Origin of the sequence: Micromonospora sp. NBC_00617 (assembly GCF_045161355.1) — a bacterium.
Lineage (GTDB): Bacteria > Actinomycetota > Actinomycetes > Mycobacteriales > Micromonosporaceae > Micromonospora.
The window spans coordinates 2,607,409-2,627,875 of sequence record NZ_CP107751.1; the positions used below are offsets into that span (position 1 = coordinate 2,607,409).

The following is a 20,467-nucleotide window of genomic DNA, read 5'->3' on the forward strand; positions in this document are numbered from 1 at the left end:
CTCCCGTCCGGGGCGGTGGACGGACACTAACACCGCCCCGGACGCTTGGTACCTAGCGCGAGACCACCGCCGGGCCGCCGAGCTGACCGTAGCGGTGGGAGGTCCGCTCGGCCTCGAGCCGGGCGAGCATCCGCGCGAAGTCGTCGGCGGAGAGCACCGGGCCGTTGTTCTTGCGCCAGCCTCCCGTGCGGGAACGCCGTTGCACCGCCGACTCGAACGCCCCGTCGGTCGTGCGCACCCAGCAGGCGTCCCGCACGGTCGGCTCGCCGAGGAGCAGCGCGGGCCGCGCCTCGAACCCGGTCACCTCCGACCACCGGAACGCCCGCAGGTTAGTCCGTGGACGCTCGCGTGAATTCCATGATCCAATTCGTCTCCCAGGTGCGTTCGTCGTCGACCGAGAACGCCTGCTCCCAGCGGGCCGTGGTCGCGGTGATCCCCGACCAGATGAACCGGCACCGGACCGGCCGCCCCTCGTGCTGGTCGTCGGCGTAGAAGCGGCCCACCCCGTCGACGAAACGTCCCACCATCGGCGGCTGCTCCAACTCCCCACGACCGCTGTTCATCCAGTAGATCGACCACTGCTCGCTCGCCGGGTCGAAGATCCTGATCGTGGCGCCGGAGAAACCCTTGGTCGGAAGGGTGATCTCGTCGAAGTTGCCGCCGCCACCGAAGAAGCTGTGCGCGACCGACACCCCGGGAAACTCGTCCCACTCGTCGCAGCCGGTCAGCCGCTCGCGCAGCCGACGGTTGACCACGTTCCAGGTGCCCACAAAGAAGTCGAAGTCGCCCATCAGCGGCCCACCGGCCCTTCCGCTCGCGTGTCATCCAGATAGCCGGTCAAATCGGGAGTCTGGGGTGTCAACACGTGGCGCACCCAGGCGGCCCGCTCGTGCTCCAGCACCGCCAACTCCCACACGCAGCCCACACCGGGCCGCCGCAGGTCGACGAAGTGGGTCGGGTCGTCGTCCGGGCAGTCCAGCGCGGGCTGGCCGGCCACGGCGATGCGCGCCTCCACCACGTTGTCCCACACCCAGGTGTACGCCAGCAGGTAGGCGCCGGTGTCCGCACCCCGGTGCAGCACCACCCAGCCGGCAGCCGGGGTGCCGTCGGACGGGACGTCGGCCAGCAGCGCGGGCAGCAGGTCGTACGCCGCCTTGCGCACCTCCGGCTCGATCGGGCGCTCCGGCTGGTCGATGTGGTAGCGCTTGAGCTGCCGACCGTCCACCAGGACCGGCGCCAGCGTTCGTAAATCCTTGTCGCGAAATGCCATGCCGGGACGGTAGGACCACTCCCCTGACAGCTAGTGTCAGTGAAGTGCGGGCCAGTCGACTTCTCTCCGTTCTGCTGCTGCTCCAGTCGCACGGCCGGCTGACCGCCGCGCAGCTCGCCGAGCGGCTGTCGGTCTCCCCACGCACCATCTACCGGGACGTGGAGTCGCTGCACGCCGCCGGCATCCCGCTCTACGGCGAAGCCGGGCACGCCGGCGGCTACCAGTTGGTCGACGGCTGGCGGACCCGGCTGACCGGCCTGACCGCCGAGGAGGCCGACCGGCTCTTCCTGGCCGGGCTGCCCGGCCCCGCCGACGAGCTGGGCTACGGCGACGTGGTGGCCGCCCTGCAACTCAAGCTGCACGCCGCGCTGCCCGCCCCCCTGCGCGACCGGGCCACCCAGCTGCGGCAACGCTTCCACCTGGACACACCCGGTTGGTACGCCGACGGCGACGCCTCTCCCGAGCTGGCTCGCACGGCCGAGGCCGTCTGGCGCCAGCAGCGCGTCGAGGTGCGCTACCGCGGCTGGCGCGGCGAGGTGACCCGGGTGCTGGAGCCGTACGGCCTGGTGCTCAAGGGCGGCCGGTGGTACGTGGTGGCCACCCGACCGGGCCGCGCCGAGCCGGCGACCTACCGGGTCAACCAGATCCTCGCGCTGACCCCGCTGGCGCAGGAGTTCGACCGACCGGCCGACTTCGACCTGCCGGCCTGGTGGCGGGAGCACGTGCTGCGCTTCCGGGAACGGCTGCACCAGGACGAGGCCACCGTACGGCTGTCCCCCGCCGGCCGGGAACGGCTGCGGGAGATCGGCAGCGACCCGGTGGTGTCCGCCGTGGACGCCAGCGCCGGGCCACCCGACGCGCACGGCTGGGTGACCGCCGTCCTGCCGATCGAGTCGCTCACCCACGCCCACGGTGACCTGCTGCGCCTCGGCGCCGACGTGGAGGTGCTCACCCCGCTCGCGCTGCGCGACCGCCTGGCCGCCACCGCCGCCGGGCTGGCCGCCCTCTACGCCCCCTCCGGCCAGCCGACCCGCTAGCCACCGCCGCTTCCACAGTGGAAGACGGCGGGACATCGACTGTCGGCAGGGTGTGCCACCCTGGGACGGGCACCAGCGGTCACCGGAGGTGAGGGCCACGCTACGACTACGCGCACTGGTCGCCGTCCCCGGCACCGGGCCGGTGACCCTCGACGTCCCGTCCGGCGCGACGGTCGCCCTGGTCGCGCCACCGCGGGTCGGCACGGCCGTGGCCCGGGTGCTGGCCGGGCTCGCCGCCCCGGTCACCGGGCGGATCATGGTCGGTGACCGGGATGTCACGGCCCTCGCGCCGCCGCGCCGGCAGATCGGCTACGTGCCCGCTGGGGGCGCGCTGCTGCCGCAGCTCACCGTGCGCCGCAACATCGAGTACGGCCAGCGCAAACGCGAGCGGGTGCACGAGGTGGCCGACGACTGGACGGCGACCGTGGTGGACCGGCTGGAGCTGGCACCGACGCTGGATCTGCTGCCCCACCTGCTCTCCGACGCCCAGCGTTTCCGGGTGGCGTTGGCCCGGGCGGCGGTCTGCCTGCCCGAGGTGCTCGTCGTCGACCTGCCCGTCGACCCTTCCGGCGGCAGTCGCCTCGCCGACCTGCTGCCCCGACTGGCGCCTCCGGACGCACCGGGGGTGGCCGTGCTCGTCTGCACCGCCGATCCGGCCACGCTCGCCGAGATCCCCCGCTGCCACGAGCTGGTCACCGAGTCCGACGAGGCGCTGCGGTGACGCCGGCCGGCCGGGTCACCCGGCGTACGCTGCTGCGCGCCGCCGCGGCCGGCGCGGCGGCGACCGCGGCCGGGTGTGCCGGCGGCAGCCGCTCGGTGCAGGTGGCGGTGGTCTGGAGCGGCAGCGAGCTGGACCGCTTCCGGGAGGTCGTGGCCACCTATCCCCACCCGGTGCGCGTGGTCAGCGCCGGCAACGACATCGACGCGTTCCTGCGCGCCCGACACCTCGCGGGCACCTCGCCGGACGTGGCGATCCTGTCGCGCCCCGGCCTGGTCACGGAGTACGCCGCGCGGGGCTGGCTGCGCCCGGTGCGCCCCTCGACCGAGTACGCGGTGCCCATCGGGCTCAGCGACCTGCTGATGGCCGGCGGGCAGCGCTACGGCGTCTGGGTGAAGGCCGCGCACAAGTCACTGGTCTGGCACCTGCCCTCGATGCTGCCGGAGCAGCCGACCAGCTGGGACGAGCTGGTCTCGCTGACCCGCCGCCTCGGCGCGCTCGCCCGGCGCGGCGCCGGCCCGGCGCCGCTGGCGATCGGCGCGGCGGATGGCTGGGTGCTCACCGACTGGTTCGAGAACGTGCTGGCCGACCTCGCGCCGACCGCCTACGACGCCCTCGCCGGGCCGGACGCCGACTGGCAGGGCCGGCCGGTGCGCGACACCCTGGACCGGCTCGCCGAGCTGTGGAGCATCGACGGCGCCTTCCCCGGCGGCGGCCGACGCGCTCTGCTCACCCAGTACGAGGAGTCGGTGATCCAGGTGGTGCGCTCCCGACGGGCGGTGATGGTCTTCGAGGCCGACTTCACCGCCGAGGTGGTCGGCCGGTTCCGGCGCGGCACGGAGGAGCCGGTCACCTTCCGGTTCCCGAGCGCCGGCACGGGCGGCGGCGCGCTGATCGTGGGCGGGGACGTGGCGGTGGTGTTCGCCGACGCCCGGGGCGGGGTGGAGCTGGTCGAGTGGCTGACCCGGGCCGACTCGTTCCAGCCCTGGCTGCGCGCCGGTGGCTACCTGTCGCCGAACACCACCATCGCCCTCACCGACTACGCCGACCCGGTCCGTCGCCAGCTGGCCCGCGAGATGCGCGGCCCCGACACCCTGCACTTCGACCTCTCCGACCAACTGCCCGGTCCGTTCACCGGCTCCGACGGGGTGGGCATCTGGCGGATCATGCAGGACTTCTTCGCCGACGTCACCGACGGTGTCTCCGCCGGTGCGGCGGTTCGCCGGGCCACCGGGCAGCTCGCGACGGCGGCCCGCGACGCGGGCGGTGACCGATGAGTCAGGTCAAGGTGCTCGGCGAGCTGGCGGTGCTCGACGACGTGGGCCCGCCCCGGCGCGGCCGGGCCTACCCGGCGGCCGGGGCGACCTCCGCGCTGCTGCTGCCAGCCGCGCTGCTGCTCGGCGCGCTGGTGCTGTGGCCGGTGCTGCGCACGCTGCACGCCAGCGTCACCACCGACGGTCGCTGGGTCGGCGCGGAGCACTTTCGCGCGGCGCTCGCCGCGCCCGGCACCGGCGCGGTGGTCGGCCGGACGGTGCTGTGGGCGGTGCTGGTGCCGGCGGTGGTGACGGCGCTGGGCTACCTGTTCGCCGTGGCGTCCCGCCGCTCCCAGGAGGGCGGGCTGGTCCGCCTGATCCTGCTGGTGCCGGTGGCGTTGCCGCTGGTCGTCACCGGGGTGACCTTCCGCCTCATGTACGACCCCGACCCGACCCGCGGCCTGGCCACCCTGCTCGCGGCACGGCTGACCGGCCGCGCCGACGACAACGCGCCGCAACTGCTCGGGCCGGGCCTGGTCACGGTGGCGCTGATGTCGGCGTTCGTCTGGGCGTGGGTGGGTTTGGCCGTGCTGGTCTTCCGAGCCGCACTGGACCGGCTGCCGCCGAGCCTCGCCGACGCGGTCCGCGCCTACGGCGGCGGTCGACGACACGTCCTGTGGGACGCGCAGTGGCGACCGCTGCTGCTGCGTACCGTCGCGGTGGTCTTCGCGCTGGTGGCGCTCGGCACCAGCCGGACCTTCGACCTGATCCTCGTCATGACGCCCGGGTCGGTCCGCGACGACGCGGCGGTGCTCGCCTTGCGGGTCTGGCAGACCTCGGGCGGCACCACCACCGGGCAGGGCGCCGCGCTCGGCGTCGTCTGGCTGGTGGCGGTGGCCGCCGGGATGCTGGTGGCGGCGTTCTTCGTCCGTCAGGCGTGGCCGCCACCCCGCGTCGAGGCGACACCCGGGCCCACCCCGACGACCCCGCCGCCGCGACGACTGTTCCGGCTGCTCGTCGCGGGCGGCGCGGTGGCCTGGCTGATTCCGCTCGTCGTGCTCGTGGCGACCTCCGCGCACGGGCAGGTGGACGCCGCCGCGCGCGGCTGGTGGTCGGCGCCGCCCGGGACGGGCTCCTACGCGGCGCTGCTCGGTGGCGGCGAGCTGTGGCGGGCGCTGGGCTTCACGCTGCTGTTGGCGACAGTCGTCACCGCTACGGTGCTTCTCGTCGCGCTGCTGGCCGCGTACCCGCTGGCGTGGCTGACCGGGCCGGCCGCGCAGGCGACCGGGCTGCTGCTGATGGCCGCCACCGTCGTCCCGGTGCAGGTGATCGCCGGGCCGGTCAACGAGGTGCTCGGCGTGGTGCTCTCCTCCGGCACCGCCCGCGGGCTGGCCCTGGTGCACGTGGCGCTGGGGGTGCCGTTCGCGGTGCTGGTGCTGCGCAACGCGTTCGCCGACCTGCCGGCCGAGCAGGTGCGGGGCGCCCGGCTGGGCGGTCGGCGCTGGTGGGGCACCCTGCACCGGCTGGCCCGGCACAACCTGCCGGCCGTGATCGCCGTCTCCGTGCTGGAGTTCGTCCAGGTCTGGAACGACCTGGCCGTGGGCCTGCTGTTCAGCGGGCCGGAGGCCACCCCGCTCGGTCTGTTCCTGGCCGGGCAGAGCCGCGGCTTCGTGTCCAACAGCGGCGTCCTGGCCGCCGGGTCGGTGCTCGCCTCGGTGCTTCCGGTGGTGCTGATGGTGCTCGCCCGACGGCAGCTCGTCGCCGGGCTGGTCTCCGGGGGTGTCCGGTGACCGGCCCCACCGGTCCCGGCCGGACACCGCGCTGGCCGATGCTCGTGACGATCGGCACGCTGCTCAGCGGAGTGTTCGGCAATCTGGCCAGCAACCTGCTGTCCGAGTTCGCGGCCAGTGTGCTCGGCCCGGCCAGCATCGTGGTGGCGGTCATCGGCGGCGTCGGTTTCGTGGCGTTCGAGCTGCGCCGACGACGTGCCGTCCGCCAGACCGGCCCGGAGCCCACCGACGTCGTGACCACACCGCTGACCGACGTGCCCACCCTGCCGTACACGGCCGGGTTCGCCGGCCGGGAGGAGCACGTCCAGGCGGTGCTCGACCTGCTCGCCCGCGAGCACGCGGTGGCGGTGCTGGGCCGGCGGGCGGTGGGCACGTCCGCCTGCGCCGTCCAGGCGGCGAACCTGTGCCGGGAGGACTTCCCGGACGGGCAGTACCATTTCGACCTGCGCCGCGGCGGTCGTCCCCGCTCCGCACGGCAGGTGCTCACCGCGCTGGCGGGCGTCCTGGGCACCGCGCCACCGACGTCGGGCCGCCCGGACGCCCTCGCGGCCGCCGCCGCCGCGCTGCGCCGCAAGCTCGACGGTCGCAAGATCCTGCTGGTGCTGGACAACGTCGACCGTCCCGAGCAGGTCCGCGCGTTGCTGCCGCCGACCGCCCGCACCTGCCGGCTGCTGCTGGCCGGCGGCCCCGCGCTCAGCGGCCTGGGCGGCGTGGTGGAGCACTGGATCGCCGAGCCCGGTCCCCAGGAGGCGGTCGAGCTGTTCGCGGCGGCCGGCGGGGCCGCGCCCGCCGCCCGGATCCGCCGCGCCGACCCGCGCACCGACCCGGCGGTACGCGAGATCGTCGACCTGTGCGGGCGGCAGCCCCGCACCGTGCGGGCGCTCGGATACCGCACCGCCCAGCACGGCTGGCGGCACTCCGACGTGCTGGACGCGCTGCGCCGTGCGGTACGCACCCCGCCCCACCAGCGCGTCGCCGTGTCGCCAGCGGCCCAGCTCGTCACCGAACGGGACACCGCGTACCGGGCGCTGACCCGCGAGGCGCGTCGGCTGTACCGGCTGATGTCGCTGACCCCGGCCCCGGTGGACCGGCCGACCATCGCCGCGCTGGCCCGCCGCCACCCCGAGCGGGTGACAGCGCTTCTCGACCAGTTGGCCGCCGCCGCGTTCGTGGTCGGCGCGAGCGGCGACCGGTACGAGGTCCGCCCGCTGCTCGCCGCGAACGCCCGGCTGCACCTGCGCGACGCCGAGCCGGCCCGCTCCCGGGTCGCCGCGCAGGCCCGGCTGACCCGGCACCTGGCCCGCCGGGCCGAACGACACGCGGCCAACCTGGCCGTGCTCGGCTCCCCGCCGGACCGGGAGTGGTCGCTGCCGCTCGACGACGACCCGTACGGCTGGTTCGACCTGCACCAGGAGCTGCTGCTGGCGGTGGTCCGGGTGCCGGCCGGGGCGGCCGAGACGCTGCCCCGTCGGGTCCGCCGGTGGTGGTTCCGGTTGGCCGTGGCGCTGTGCGGGTGGCTCGCGCACGTCGAGCGACTCGACGAGTGGGAGCAGGTCTGCCGCACGGTCCTGGCCACCCCGACCGCCGACGACCGGCCGGAGATCGCCGGGTGGGCGCACAACGAGCTGGGTGTGCTGCGCCGGCGCCGGCACGACCCGCAGGGCGCGGCGGCGGCGCTCACCCTCGCCGTGGCCGAGCGCGGCCGGCGGGGCACCGCCCAGGCACGGATGAACCTCGGTCTGGCCCTGCTCGACCTCGGGCAGCTCGACGACGCGGTGGAGCACCTGGAGCTGTCCCGCCGGCACCGCTCAACGGCGGACCGCGCCGGGCATGCCCTCACCGACCTGGGCCTGGGCGCGGCGCAACTGGCCCGCGGTGAGCTGGACACCGCGCACCACCACCTGGTGCGGGCGGCGAACACGTTCCGGTCGGTGGGTGACGCGCGCGGCTACGCCGCGGCGCTGACCAATCTGGTGCTGGTGCACGCGACCCTCGGCGAGCACCTGGACGCGGCGCAGGCGTGGCGGGCCGCCCTGCGCGAGTACGAGTCCGTCAACGACCCGACCAGCCGTGCCGCGGCGCTGCTCAACGCCGGGGCGACGCTGCTGACCAGCACGCCGGGGCAGGCGCGGGCGGCGTACGAGCTGCTGGCCGAGAGCCGGCGGCTGCGGGCGGCGACCCGGCCCACGGCGGGGCTGGGCCGCACCCTGCTGTACCTGGGCGACGCTGCCGCCGCGCTGGGCGACGGGGCCGAGGCGCGGCGACTCTGGGCCGACGCGGCGGCGGTGGCCGAGGAGGTCGACGACGACCCGGCGCGGGCCGCTGCGGACGATCGCCTGGAGCAGGACCTCGACCCGCCGCCGGCCGGCCCTTGAGCCGCTTGTCCCGCCCAGCCGGCGTGATGTCCATCGCTCGCGTTGGTCGGTGGCACGGGTCTGGGAGAGTGTGTGACCGTGGACGCTCTCTCGGTGCGGGGACTCAGCCGCAACTTCGGCAACCTGGTCGTGCTGGACGACGTGAGCTTCACGGTGGCGGCGGGTCGGATCGCGGTGCTGCTGGGCCCCAACGGCAGCGGCAAGACCACATTGCTGCGGTGCGTGGTCGGCGCCGACCGTCCGGACGCCGGTGAGGTGCTGGTGCAGGGCCGCCGGGCCGACGAGACCGATCCGCAGGTGCGGGCGCTGGTCGCGGCCGCCCTGGATGACATCGATTTCTTCCCCGACCTGTCGGTGGTCGAGCACCTGGAGCTGGTCGCGTACGCCCACGGGGGCGACGCCGAGCCGGTCGAGGAGGTGCTCGCCGAGCTGGGCCTGGAACCGGCCCGCGACCAGCTGCCGGTGACCCTGTCCAGTGGGCAGCGCCGCCGGCTGGCGCTGGCGTCGTGCTTCGTGCGCCCCCGACGGGTGCTGATCCTGGACGAGCCTGAGCAGCGGTTGGACGTACGCGGCCGGCAGTGGCTGGCCGACCGGCTGCGCCGGGAACGGGACGCCGGGACCGCCGTCCTGCTGGCCTCGCACGACCCGGAGCTGATCGACGCGGTGGTCGACGAGCGGATCGAGATCGGTCGGTGAGCGCCCCGCCGGCCACGGTCGCCCAGACGCCCGCCGGGCTGCCCACCGCCCGGCAGGTGCGTACGCGTCTGCGCCGGGCCCGCCGCCGCCACCACGAGCACTCGCTCGGCGACGTGCTGGGCGACGCGTACGTCATCGTGCTTTTCGTGGGCATGTACGGCTGGTTCGCGGTCAGCGCCAGCCGCGACGTGCTGGTCTCCCCCTCCGTCGGCCGGGCCGATGCGGGGGTGCGCTGGTGGCTGGCGGTCGCCGCGCTGCTGGCCGGCGCGGGGCTCGCCTGGCGGGGTCTGCGCGCGCTCGGCCCGTTGCTGGTCACCCCGGCCACCCAGAGCTGGGTGACCAGCGCCCCGGTCGACCGGCGGGCCTGGCTGGCGCCGCGCCTCGGCGTCCTGCTGGCGGGCGCGGCGGCCGGCACGGCGCTGCTCGCGGTGGCCGTGGCCGTGCTGGGCGGCGTCACCCAGCTGGGTGCCGTGGGCTGGGCCGCGGCGGCCGGCGCCGGGTGGGGCGCCGCCGCGCTCGCCCTGAGCGTCGTCGCCCAGAGCAGCCGGGCGGGCCGCCGCTGGCCGACGGTGGTCGGGGCGACGCCGATGGTGACGGCCGCCGTCATCGCGACCCTGGCGGTGATCGCCGGTCGCCTCGGCGACGAACTTCCCCGGCCAGCGGCGCTGCCGACCGGCGCGTTGGTCGCTGTCGGGGTGCCCCTCGCGGTCCTTGGCGCGGTTTTCGCCGTACGCGCGCTGCCCCGGGTGGACCGGGCCACGCTGACGACCGGCGCGCAGTTCGCCAACGCCGCCGCGACGGCCACGATCCTGCTCGACCCGAGCATGCTCACCAGCCTGGTGGAGAGCCGGCGGTGGCGGCGCATCGGCCGGGTCCGCAGCCGCCGCCTCCTGCCCGGTCCGCCGTGGTGGGCGCTGCTGCAGGCCGACGTACGCCGACTGCGCCGCCACCCCAGCGCCCTGCTGATCTGGGCCGGGCTGGTCGGCGTCCAGTACGCCGCCGCGCTCGCCCTGCCCGGGCTCGCCGGCGCCACCCAGGTGGTGTTCGCCTACGTCGCCACCGACCGGCTTACCGGCGGCCTGCGCGCGGTCAGTCGGTCACCCGGGCTGCGCCGGGCGCTCGGTGGCAGCGACGCGGCGCTGCGCGGGATCCACGTGGTGGCGCCGGCGGTCGGCGCGGGCCTGTGGTGGCTGCTGACCCTGCCGAGTCTGCCGACCCTCGACGCCGGCCCGGCCTGGCTGGCGCCGACGCTGGCGGCCGGGGTGGTGGCCGCCGCCTGGCGGGCCGGCACCCGCCCGCCGATCAACTACGGCGGCGCGACGGTCAACACGCCGTTCGGGATGGTCCCGGTCGACCTGCTGCGCCAGGGCTCACGCGGGCCGGCACTGCTGGCCGTGCTCGTGCTCGTGCAGCTCTTCCTGGGCTGACCCCGCGTCCCCGCCCCACCGCGAGGGTCCTGGTGGCGCGCCTACCGAGGTTCTCAGGTGGGCCCTGTCGACCTGCCCCGGAGATGGGGCGTCGGAGCGCAGAGGACGCGACCGTCATCCTCGTAACACCGCCGCTCGAACGGCGTCGGCGAACCGGCGGTTGCGGACCATCTGTCCGAGGGGCACACCACTCTGCTGTTCGGCGTCGATGATGCCCCCGAGGGTGGGCAGGAGTTTGAGGACGGCCTGCTCCGAAGCACTGGGATCCCACACCAGATCGAGCAGTCGCCGGCACTGCTCGCTGGCGCGCCGGGGATTGCCGGTGAGGCGCTCCGTTCCGAGAACCTGCCACCGCATCGCCGCCATGAGGTGGTAGCGCGCCGGCCGCAGCGTCGCCCGAATCCGCCTGGTTCGCAGCAGCCACTCGAGGCGGTAGTGGGCGGCAGCCGCCGCGTAGTACGCGTCCGGGAGATGGTCCTGCTGAAACAGCGCATCGCGGTGACGCTGGGTCAGGTCGCGATAGTGACCGGCGGCCGCCGGCTCCCCGAGGAACATCGCGGCATAGGCACGGGTGAGTTGGGAACGGTTGACCACCCGCGTCTTCTCCACCTCGTTGCGGGTCGCGTACTGCTTGGACCGGCGTTCGTACCACAGTCGGCGCGGTGCCGGTTGCGCCGCGAACCAGTCCTCCAGTCGGCGGTGGAAGTCTTCCCTGGTCGAAAGCTCCTCCTCGCTCACCGCGGTCTGCCGGTTGGTCGCGGCGATGATGCCAGCGATGACCTTCTCGTCCTCGCTGTGCACGATACGGACGCTGACCTGCACGTCGTCGGTGAGCCGATCCCGCTCGTCGAACAAGACGTGGCAGGTCTGACAGCCGTTGACTACCTGGAAGTCTCGGATGTGCACCTCGTCACCGACCACGTTGAGCCCTCTGGTGACGATGGTGACGCCGTTGTTGAGTACGGCGAAGCGACGGTGCTGGAGTGGATCTCTGATGGCGTCCCGGATCTGGGCGTTGACCCCGTTGTAGCCCTGGAAGTCCCGCACGTTCTCGTGGAAAAGGGCCTTGCGGATGTTGCCGGCCGGATCGGTCAGCACCCGGGACACCAACTCGCGGGCGGGTAGCAGGCCGAACAGCGACTGCACGACGCCGGGCATGGTCGGCGGTGAGAGCTTCTTGAGCATCTCGAAGGTGGCTGGTACCGCCTGCGTGGCGCGCTTGTACAACTCACGCAACTCGTCGCGGGTCACGCAGTGCACGTCGACCACGTCGAAGCGGCCGGAACGCATCAGTCCCCGCTCGGCCGATGCCGCTTTCTTGCGGAGCATGTCCGCCACCTGGCCACCGGTGGTGACGTACCGGACGTGCAGCTTGGGCCGGCCGCCGGAGAACTTCGCGATGTTCGCGTAGACCGCCCGGAGACATCCTCGGAGGTTCTCCACGTCCGTGGAGGCCGGATATGGCAGGTCGGCCTTGTCGACGACATGCGCGAGGTTGTCCGCCAGGTCGGCGATGACCTTCGACTCGAACTTGGGGCTGGTCTTCGCCTGCACGACAATGATCCGTACGTCCAACTGGCGTGCCTGCTCGGTCGCCGCCCTGACATCCGCCTCGTCGTGCAGCAACTCACCGTTGACCAGAATGCCGAACACGTCGATGCCGAGGTCGTTGCCACCCCCCATCCGGAAGACGTCCGGACTGAAGTCGCTTTCGTAGAACGAGCTGAGCACACAGAAGCCCGCGAAGGCTTCGAATGCCTCGTCCTGTGGCAGCCCGACGAGGTCGCGGTCGGTTTGAAACTGCCGAACCAGGCTGTCGATGACGATATCCATGCTGTTCCCCCTGCCGGTCTGTCAACTCCGGGCCCGGACCAGTACCTCTTCCACGGTGAGCGCGCTCGTCGGGTGGTGGCTGAGGCACATCGGTGTTGCCAGCTTCTGGAAGCCGAGGCCCTCACCCACGGCATAGAACTGCCCGGCGGTCAGTCGGGAGATGTCCAGGACTGCGCTCGCCTTGGCCTGCGCCACCTCCCTCGCCGCCGCGATCTGGATTGGACTGTTGAGGAAGCCGAAGAACTGGGTCGCGGCGTTGCCGACGATCCGGTTGTGAATGCCTTTGGGCGCCTGCGTCGCGAAGATCAGGCCGAGACCGTACTTGCGGGCCTGACTGGCCAGGGCGAGAGTGCTCTCGGTGCAGGCCGTCAACGAACCCGATGGCGCGAGGGTCTGCGCCTCGTCCATCACGAAGAGCCCGCCGAGCGGGCGATCACCGGCGGGATGTTGTTTGATCCACGCGAACAGCGCCATCTGCAATTGGTTCACGAAGCCCTGCCGCTGCTCGTTGCTGGGCAGCCCCACCAGACTGATCACTGATATACGGGCTCGTTTGCCGGCCGACGGGGTCAGGAGAACGCCCGGGTCCAGGGGCACACCGGCACCACCGAACAGCGGATCGAGAATCATCGCCGCCTTGAGGGTCTCGGCCATGTCGTGCGCCAGTTCACCGGCCCGGGTCAGCGTGGTGGCGGTGTCGGGCAGGTCCGCGAGCAACGCGACGAAGTCACGCAGACCAGTGCCTCCGCTGAACGCGAAGTACGCGAGCGCCTCACGCAGCACCGCCCGCCCACGGTCCATTTTCGCTGTCTTGCCGCCCATTCGCGCCCGAGGTGCGAGCCCGGCCACGGCCGTGTCCAGGGCGAGAGCAAGTTCGTCGGGTTCGTCGAGCACGGCGGCGAAGTCCGGCAGCGGCTGAAGACTGAGCGGTCGCCCAGCTTCCCGACGGGGAGTCCACACCACCACGTCCGTGCCGTGCAGGTAAGCGGCTGCCCTCTCGGCATCTCCCGGCTGCCACGACGGCGGCGCCTCCGGCCATGGATCACCGAGCCGTGCCAGGTCGTTGTTGGGGTCGAGCACGATCGTCGAGACCCCTTGCAGGGCACACTCCTCGATCAGCCGCCGAATCAGCACGGTCTTGCCCGATCCCGAGCCGGCGAAGATGACCGTGTGCTTGCGCAACGACTCCAACGGCACCCGAATTGACACACCGGTCTCGACCACCGTCCCGAGGAGCAGGCCGGCGCCCCCGGTCGTCTCCGCACACGACACCACGCCGGACGGCTCGTCGGATGCGGTCCGGCCGGGGTCGCGGTCGCCCACCTCGCGCGGTGCTGGATCGGATGGACCCGGCTGATCCGACGGGCCTGCGGGCCGCCCGGGGCCGGGCGGCTGCGCAGCCGCAGTGCCCGGCGGTGGACCGAAGACCGTTCGGAAGAGCGCGGTGTTGCCGGCGGGACGGCGCAGCCGCAGCCAGTCATCGAGCGCCGGAGCGTTCTCGTCGAGCAACACCGCGAGCCCCGCGAAGGTGCGCAGGTCGTCGGTGGAAACCATGGTGATCAACCCGCCCGCAGCCTCGAACTCCCGCACGAGCCGTCGGGTCACCGGGCCGGTGGGCCAGCCGGCGTTGCGCAACAGGACCGCACGCCGCTTGTCGATGCTGGGATCCAGGCCGACGAGTTGTCGAAGCCGCTCGATTCGCGCCTGCACGGCCCGGTGGTGGGTGTGCGACAGCGCACGGAACGACCAGTGCGCCTCGTCCTCGGTCGTCTCGTCGAGGCTCTCCCGAAGCCATGCGTGCATCGACGGGTTGCCGTCCTCGCCGAGCACGACCTTGTACCGCCCGTCCAGATCTCCCTGCTCGACCGTCCAAGCCCGCAGGCCGGCCCCGAGCAGGCGCGGCATCTCGACGTCCTCGCAGGCGGGATCCATTGCGTGGTCGATGCCGACCGACTCGCGCAGCTCGACGAACCGCCGCTGCACCGACTCCATATCCTGCGGCCGAGCCGTCGGCGCCCTCTCGGGTGGCGCAACCCGTTGGTCCAACTCATGAAGTGGCTCGACATTGTCGGTCATGAGGCAGACGCGGAGGTGCTCGTCCACCCGCTCGAGCAGGGATCGCGGTGTGTAGTCGGGGGCGGCGACGAATGCCGACGGCATCACTGGCCAGGTCGGGTACGGCGGCGCGAACCCGACCGACTCGAACAGGGGGCCGAAGCGCGCGGCGACCAGCTCCGCGCCCACCTCGGGTGACGGCAGTCGGCTCAGCCGCGTCTCCCGACGGAACCGGTCGCGCACGGAGTCGACGGTGCGATTGCCGATCAGTTGCCACGAGGTCGGCAGGCACGCCACCACCGTCACGGTGCGCCGCAGCGCCTCCCGCAGTTGCATCAGCCCATGCCCGAGTTCCTCGGCAACGGCGACAGGTTCGGTCGGCGCGGCATCCGGCTGCCCGTGGTCGACGCCGGAGGTCCGAGCCTGCGCGATGACGGTGTCGATCTGATCGACCGCGAGCATGCTGGCACCGGTGCTGGACAACAGGCGGGAGATTTCCTCCGCGACCTCCTGTGCCGTTTTTGCCCGGGTTGGCAGGCCCCACCGGGCGTGGTCGCCAGGGTCCTCATCGGGCATCGAGGTCAGGAACGCCTCACCGAGGTCCTGAGCCGTATCGTCCCTGGCGGCCAGCAACACCAGGGCCCGCAACGTATGCCGACATTCGCGTCCCAGATCGGGGTCCACCCGCCGCAGCGCGGTCACGAAGGTGTCGAGCGTTTCCGTGGTCAACGGATGTCGTCCACGAACCCGGTCGCGCAACTCCCTTCCCACGGCGGCCTGCTCACAAAGCCGGTCGAGAAGCACCTCCAACTGGGTGTGCCGGTACGAACCGGAACGCCGCAGACCCCGCAGGAGCGTGTGCACGACATTCGGCCAGAAAGCTCTGCCGTCGGAGATCCCGAGGAGGAAGAAATAGCCGCCACCGCGTTGCACCTGCTCACGTGCCCAGCGCAGAAGGTGGGTCTTGCCGGCGCCGTGCTGGCCCTCCAGGATCAGCCCGAGTGGGCTCCGTCCGGTGCTCGCGAGCGCTTCCCCGTACGCGCGCAAAAGAGCGGCACCGGCCTCACCGTTGAGCGCATCGAGGTGGATGTCCAGCGGGGACCAGACGTCCTCCTGGGTGGGCGCCCAGTCCAGCCGCCGTAACTCCAGCAGTGCCTGCCGCTGGGCCTGATCGATCATGAGTGGTCGATGGTGATCAAGTGCTTGTCCTCACCGCCGATGACGACCGCGGCGTCCCGGGCTGCCTGCGTCAGCGCCTTGCGGTTGGGGTCCGGCTCGAGGTGGATCTCCCGCCGCCGGTCCATTGCCCGGAGCACACGATCGAGGTCGTCGCGGGCCAGATCCGCCAGGCTGCCCCGCAGTCGCGCCAGGCTAACCAGACTGCCTGGTGCATCGGCGAGGCGTAGGTACGTCTCGCGTATCCGGCCCTCGATACCGTCCGGTTCGCCCGCCTGATCTCCGTTCGTCGGGACGGCCGCGCCCTTCGGCGGCGTGGACACCTCCTCGTTGGAGGGCTGTGTGTCGGTGCCGGGGACGCCCGGCGGTCCGACGTACAGATCGGCCAACTGCAGGTTGTGGGCCGCCAGCAGCCGGTCCAGGTGCTTGAACGTCCCGTAGTGCAGCAGCCATGCCGACGTGGCCCGTTCGGGAGCGTCTGCCCCCACCTCGCGGCGAGCCCGCTTCCAGCCCTCATCGGTCAACTCGTGAATGATCGTTCCACGCAGGCCCTTGCGCCAGACGATGAACCCGGCGGATTCGAGTTCCTCCCGGACGTTCTTCTCGATCCGCAGCCGAAATTGTTCGTACAACTCCGGATTGGACGCCTCCGCGACGTGGGTCATCAGCGCCACGAGCGCCTGCCTGGCTGGCGTACCGAGAAGATTGTTCGACATGAGGCAGTTCTCCGGGTGTGCGAGGGGGCACGGACGACGGCATGCCTGGCGGGACCGGCCGTGGGTGGGAGACCACGCTGCCGAGAGAAGCAATCATTGCGGCACGTTCGAGGTGAGCGCGAGCCCGCTGAGGTGCCAAGCGGCGTGAACCGCTGTCATATTCCGGACTTTCGATCAAGGCTGAAAAACATTGATTCCGCCGCCTCGTCCGGAATAGATCAGCCGACAGCGGGCCCGGCCCGCTAACGCGTAGAGGCATTCGTGCTGGCGGTGAGCCTGACGAGGCGTGCCAACGACGTGCGCCGTGCGGACCCGCCGCCGCATCCCGGTTCGGTGCGACGGCGACCGATGGTGACGGCAGTCAGGCGGTGTCACCCGGGGCGAGGTGGCGGTAGCCGGGGATGGTCTCGGCGAACCAGCCGGAGACGCTGGCCAGGCCACGCTCGTTGAGCTGCGCGTCGTGGATCGGGTACGCGGCGGCGGCGTCCACCGCGCGGGCGAAGCGGATCGCCTCGTCCAGGCGCAGCCACGACCCCTGGGCGGGAACGAGCAGGGTGTGCACCGGCTCGTCCGGCACGTGCACCGAGTCGCCCGGGTGGTAGAGCCCGTCGCCGATCAGGTAGCCGAGGTTGGGGCAGTCCGGCTGGCCCTCGTGGATGGCGGCGTGCCGGCCACCGTGCGCGCTGACGGTGATGCCGGCGGCGGTGAAGCGTTGCCCCGCGCGCACCCGCGTCACCGGCAGCGGGGCGAGCTCGGGCAGCCGGGCGCCCTCCGGGGCGTACACCGGGACGCCCAGCCCGGCCAGGCGCAGCACGTCCACGTGGTCGGTGTGTTCGTGGGTGACCAGGACGGCGTCCGCGCCGACGAGCGCGTCCGGCTCGCTCCAGGTGCCCGGGTCGACGACCAGCACCCCACCGTCGTGCTCGACGCGGACGCAGGAGTGTGTGAATCGGGTGATCCGCATCCGGCGACGGTACGCCGCGCCCGGTCGGGGTACTGCGCAGCCATGCCCCAGCGATACGACAACTACCCGAGGATCGCCGTGGTCACCGGCGCGGACTCCGGCATCGGCAAGGCCAGCGCGGTCGCCCTGGCCGAGGCCGGCTTCGACATCGGCATCACCTGGTACGGCGACCCCGACGGCGCCGAGCGGACCGCGACCGAGGTCCGCGCCACCGGGCGGCGGTGCGAGGTCGCCGAGGTGGACTTCACCCGCCTGCCGGACGCGGCGGCGGTGATCGACGACCTGGCCGACCGGCTCGGCGGCATCGGGGTGCTGGTCAACAACGCCGGCACGGGCGCCTCGACGCCGTTCGTCGACACCGGCTGGGACCAGTGGCGCGAAGTGCTCGCCGTGGACCTCGACGCGCCCTTTCTGTGCGCGCAGCGGGCCGCGCGACGAATGCGGGCCGTCGGCGCCGGGGGACGGATCATCAGCATCACCAGCGTGCACGAGCACGCGCCCCGGGTGGGTTCCGCCGCGTACTGCGCCGCGAAGGGGGGCCTGGGACTGCTGACCCGGGTGATGGCTCAGGAGTTGGCCGCCGACGGGATCACCGTCAACGCCGTCGCTCCGGGCGAGATCGCCACGCCGATGACCGGTCAGGAGGACGTCGACCCGTTCACCCAGGACCGGCCCGGCGTGCCGGTGGGACGGCCCGGCGACGCCCGGGAGGTGGCGGCCGTGGTCGCGCTGCTGGCCTCCCCCGCCGCCAGCTACGTCACCGGGGCGTCCTGGCCCGTCGACGGCGGCATGCTGCTGATGGGTCCGCAGGCCGCCGCGTTGACCAACGACGACTGGCGACGGGTCTGAGCGCTCGTCAGCCCAGTCGCCCGTTGGACGTGCGGACGATGTACGCGAACTGGACGACGAACACCCCACCGCCACCCTCCGCAGTCGCCCGACCCCGTTACCGTCACTTTTGAAGCGGTGCAGGCGGCCCGGTCGACGAAGGCGTCGGTCGCGAACAGGACAGCGAGCGGCAAAGCCGGCACGTATCCTCCGCATCTCGATGATCGGTGGGGCCAGGACGGAAGGGGACCGGATGCCCGACTGGGCTGGTCGGGGCGACCGTGGCGGCCGACAACGACGTGCCTTCGGCGTCGGTGGGGCGCTGCTCGGGATCGCCCTCGTGATGCTGCTGGCCGCCTGGCGCAGCAGCGGCTTCCTCAGCGACCTGCTGCTCAACATCGGCTCCAGCGTGGTCCTCGCGGCCATCTCGTACGTCATCTTCGACCCGCTGTTCGAGGAGGCCCGCAGGGCGCGGGTGCAGGAGCACCTGAGCTTCGACCAGCACGCCTTCGTGACCCGGCTGCACCGCTCCGGACGCCGGGTGCGGATCCTCGACACCTGGACGATCCTGTTGGAGGACACGCAACGCGAGGAGGCGCTGCGGGGGGTGCGGGCGGCGCTCACCAACGGCGCGCAGGTGCAGTTGCTCCTGCTGGACCCGGACTGCACGGCCGCGCAGCAGCGCTCGGAGGAGTTGGAGCGGCAACGGGTGGACGTGCCGCGCCAGATCCGCACCAACCTGCGGCACCTGGCGCTGTTCCAGGACTCGCTCGACGCCCGACTGCGGCACCGGTTGCAGGTTCGGCTCTACGACGCGTCCCCGTCCATCCAGCTCTACCAGTGGGACAGCCGGGCGCTGATCTCGTTCTTCCCGATCGGGAAACTGTCGTTCAACGTGCCCCAGCTCGAGGTCGACATGGACAGCCCCTGGGGCGGGTTCGTGCACGCCCGGTTCGAGGAGCTGTGGGAGCACGAGCAGGCGACGGTCAACCTGGAGCGGTACTGGTCGGTCGCCGTCACGCTGCGCCACGACGACTCCGACGTGGTCGAGGTGCAGGTGCCCTACGTGAGCGTGGAGGGGCAGCACTACGTCGACTGCGGTGTGTTCAAGGTGACCGGGCCGCTGACCGTGCGGGCCGTGCTGCCGCCGCGCGCGCCGGGCGGCGCCCCGGGGGTGTTCGCCCTGGCCGAGCCGGTCGACGGGGACCGCACCTCGGCCGTCATCGTACGCCGGCACTTCGACCAGAAGTACGGCGGCGGCGACGGGCAGCGGGAGATCCGCCGGTTGGTGCCGCCACCGGATGGTTCGCGTACCCCCGCTCCCCGCTCCGGGGGGACCGGCGACGCGCACGGACGGTGACCCCCGACCCGCTGGGTCGGGCCGAGACGCGGGACAATGGGGGTCGCCACCTCGATCGCCAGGAGGGCGTTACCTCGTGTCGACAGATCCCGCGCCGCCGTCGGCGCGTCTGCGCGCCGACTGCGCGCGCTGTTTCGGGTTGTGCTGCGTGGTTCCCGCCTTCGCCGCGTCGGCCGACTTCGCCATCGACAAGCCGGCCGGACGGGCCTGCCCGAACCTGCGCCCGGACCACCGCTGCGGCATCCACACCCAGCTGCGGGAGCGGGGGTTCGCCGGCTGCACGGTCTTCGACTGCTTCGGGGCCGGGCAGCAGGTCGCCCAGGTCACCTTCGGTGGACGGGACTGGCGGGACGCCCCGGAGACCCTGCCCGCGATGGCCGAGGCGTTCACGGTGCTGCGCCCGCTGCACGAACTGCTCTGGTATCTCGGCGAGGCGGTGTCGCTGCGCCCACCGGCCGCGCTGCGCGCCGAGCTGGATCACGCCCGCGCCGAGATCGCCGCACTCGCCGACGGCGATCCGGCGCGGCTGCGCGCCGTGGACGTCGACGCGCACCGGGCCCGCGTCAACCCGCTGCTGTCGCAGGCCAGTGACGCGGCCCGCTCTCCCGGCGGGATCGACCGTCGGGGCGCGCAGCTCCTCGGGGCGGACCTGCGCCGGATGGACCTACGCCGGGCCAACCTGCGCGGCGCGCTGCTGGTCGGCACCGACCTGCGCGGCGTCGACCTGGGTCTGGCCGACGTCACGGGCGCCGACCTGCGCGGGGCCGATCTGCGCGGCGCGGACCTGCGAGCCACCCTGTTCCTGCACCAGGCCCAGCTGGACGCCGCCCGGGGTGACGTGCGCACCGGCCTGCCGGCGACGCTGACCCGGCCGGCGCACTGGACGGCGCTGGCGCTCACGCCGGTGCGCCGCCCCGCGCGGGCCGCCGCCCCGACCCGCCGGGGTCGCCGCCGCTGACGGCGGTGCGA

At 73.0% G+C, this 20,467-nt stretch carries 17 protein-coding genes; 10 read left to right on the forward strand and 7 right to left on the reverse strand.

The features are described 5' to 3' along the window. Window positions 1-52: 52 nt before the first annotated feature. The 3 genes from OG505_RS11980 to OG505_RS11990 are packed head-to-tail and all read right to left on the reverse strand — an operon-like array spanning window position 53 to window position 1,270. Window positions 53-304 carry a hypothetical protein gene (locus OG505_RS11980; protein WP_405433200.1) on the reverse strand — a complete coding sequence of 84 codons (252 nt, stop codon included), beginning with the start codon at window positions 302-304 and terminating at the stop codon, window positions 53-55. A gap of 25 nt (window positions 305-329) precedes the next feature. Beyond that, a complete protein-coding gene (locus OG505_RS11985) occupies window positions 330-791 on the reverse strand; it encodes a hypothetical protein (protein ID WP_405433202.1) in 462 nt (153 codons plus the stop codon). Beyond that, complete coding sequence (locus OG505_RS11990) at window positions 791-1,270, reverse strand: hypothetical protein (RefSeq protein WP_405433203.1); 480 nt, start codon at window positions 1,268-1,270, stop codon at window positions 791-793. Before OG505_RS11990 ends, OG505_RS11985 begins: the two co-directional genes overlap by 1 nt. A gap of 44 nt (window positions 1,271-1,314) precedes the next feature. On the opposite strand from OG505_RS11990, the gene OG505_RS11995 reads away from it, so the two are divergent. The 7 genes from OG505_RS11995 to OG505_RS12025 all read left to right on the forward strand — a co-directional run bounded on the left by OG505_RS11995 (window position 1,315) and on the right by OG505_RS12025 (window position 10,566). After that, the gene (locus OG505_RS11995) at window positions 1,315-2,307 is read left to right on the forward strand and encodes a helix-turn-helix transcriptional regulator (RefSeq protein ID WP_405433205.1); all 993 of its coding nucleotides are present in this window, start codon (window positions 1,315-1,317) and stop codon (window positions 2,305-2,307) included. A gap of 88 nt (window positions 2,308-2,395) precedes the next feature. Next, complete coding sequence (locus tag OG505_RS12000) at window positions 2,396-3,028, forward strand: ATP-binding cassette domain-containing protein (RefSeq protein ID WP_405433206.1); 633 nt, start codon at window positions 2,396-2,398, stop codon at window positions 3,026-3,028. After that, window positions 3,025-4,302, forward strand: coding sequence for a hypothetical protein (locus OG505_RS12005; protein ID WP_405433207.1), 1,278 nt, complete (start codon window positions 3,025-3,027; stop codon window positions 4,300-4,302). Before OG505_RS12000 ends, OG505_RS12005 begins: the two co-directional genes overlap by 4 nt. Continuing rightward, window positions 4,299-6,068, forward strand: coding sequence for a hypothetical protein (locus OG505_RS12010; protein WP_405433208.1), 1,770 nt, complete (start codon window positions 4,299-4,301; stop codon window positions 6,066-6,068). The genes OG505_RS12005 and OG505_RS12010 overlap by 4 nt, the downstream gene beginning before the upstream one ends. Before the next feature lie 38 nt (window positions 6,069-6,106). Next, window positions 6,107-8,443 (forward strand): tetratricopeptide repeat protein, encoded by a 2,337-nt coding sequence (locus OG505_RS12015; RefSeq protein WP_405433210.1) that lies wholly within the window; start codon window positions 6,107-6,109, stop codon window positions 8,441-8,443. Between the two features lie 72 nt (window positions 8,444-8,515). Continuing rightward, complete coding sequence (locus OG505_RS12020) at window positions 8,516-9,139, forward strand: ATP-binding cassette domain-containing protein (protein ID WP_405433212.1); 624 nt, start codon at window positions 8,516-8,518, stop codon at window positions 9,137-9,139. Further along, complete coding sequence (locus OG505_RS12025) at window positions 9,136-10,566, forward strand: DUF6297 family protein (protein ID WP_405433213.1); 1,431 nt, start codon at window positions 9,136-9,138, stop codon at window positions 10,564-10,566. The genes OG505_RS12020 and OG505_RS12025 overlap by 4 nt, the downstream gene beginning before the upstream one ends. Window positions 10,567-10,680: 114 nt before the next feature. On the opposite strand, the gene OG505_RS12030 is transcribed toward OG505_RS12025, so the two are convergent. The 4 genes from OG505_RS12030 to OG505_RS12045 all read right to left on the reverse strand — a co-directional run bounded on the left by OG505_RS12030 (window position 10,681) and on the right by OG505_RS12045 (window position 17,310). Further along, on the reverse strand, window positions 10,681-12,399 hold the full coding sequence (locus OG505_RS12030) for an AIPR family protein (protein WP_405433214.1): 1,719 nt from the start codon (window positions 12,397-12,399) through the stop codon (window positions 10,681-10,683). A 21-nt stretch (window positions 12,400-12,420) separates the two neighbouring features. Continuing rightward, window positions 12,421-15,633, reverse strand: coding sequence for a helicase HerA domain-containing protein (locus tag OG505_RS12035; RefSeq protein ID WP_405433215.1), 3,213 nt, complete (start codon window positions 15,631-15,633; stop codon window positions 12,421-12,423). After that, window positions 15,630-16,346 carry a hypothetical protein gene (locus OG505_RS12040; RefSeq protein ID WP_405433216.1) on the reverse strand — a complete coding sequence of 239 codons (717 nt, stop codon included), beginning with the start codon at window positions 16,344-16,346 and terminating at the stop codon, window positions 15,630-15,632. Before OG505_RS12040 ends, OG505_RS12035 begins: the two co-directional genes overlap by 4 nt. 361 nt (window positions 16,347-16,707) lie before the next feature. Beyond that, window positions 16,708-17,310, reverse strand: a complete 603-nt coding sequence (locus OG505_RS12045; RefSeq protein ID WP_405433218.1) for an MBL fold metallo-hydrolase — start codon at window positions 17,308-17,310, stop codon at window positions 16,708-16,710. Between the two features lie 42 nt (window positions 17,311-17,352). Between OG505_RS12045 and OG505_RS12050 the strand changes: the two genes are divergently transcribed. From OG505_RS12050 to OG505_RS12060, 3 genes are all read left to right on the forward strand, one after another. After that, window positions 17,353-18,159: an SDR family oxidoreductase gene (locus OG505_RS12050; protein WP_405433219.1), complete on the forward strand. Its 807-nt coding sequence runs from the start codon at window positions 17,353-17,355 to the stop codon at window positions 18,157-18,159. A gap of 232 nt (window positions 18,160-18,391) precedes the next feature. Further along, window positions 18,392-19,498, forward strand: coding sequence for a DUF5919 domain-containing protein (locus OG505_RS12055; RefSeq protein ID WP_405433220.1), 1,107 nt, complete (start codon window positions 18,392-18,394; stop codon window positions 19,496-19,498). Window positions 19,499-19,574: 76 nt separating this feature from the next. Continuing rightward, window positions 19,575-20,456, forward strand: a complete 882-nt coding sequence (locus OG505_RS12060; RefSeq protein WP_405433221.1) for a pentapeptide repeat-containing protein — start codon at window positions 19,575-19,577, stop codon at window positions 20,454-20,456. Window positions 20,457-20,467 lie beyond the last annotated feature (11 nt).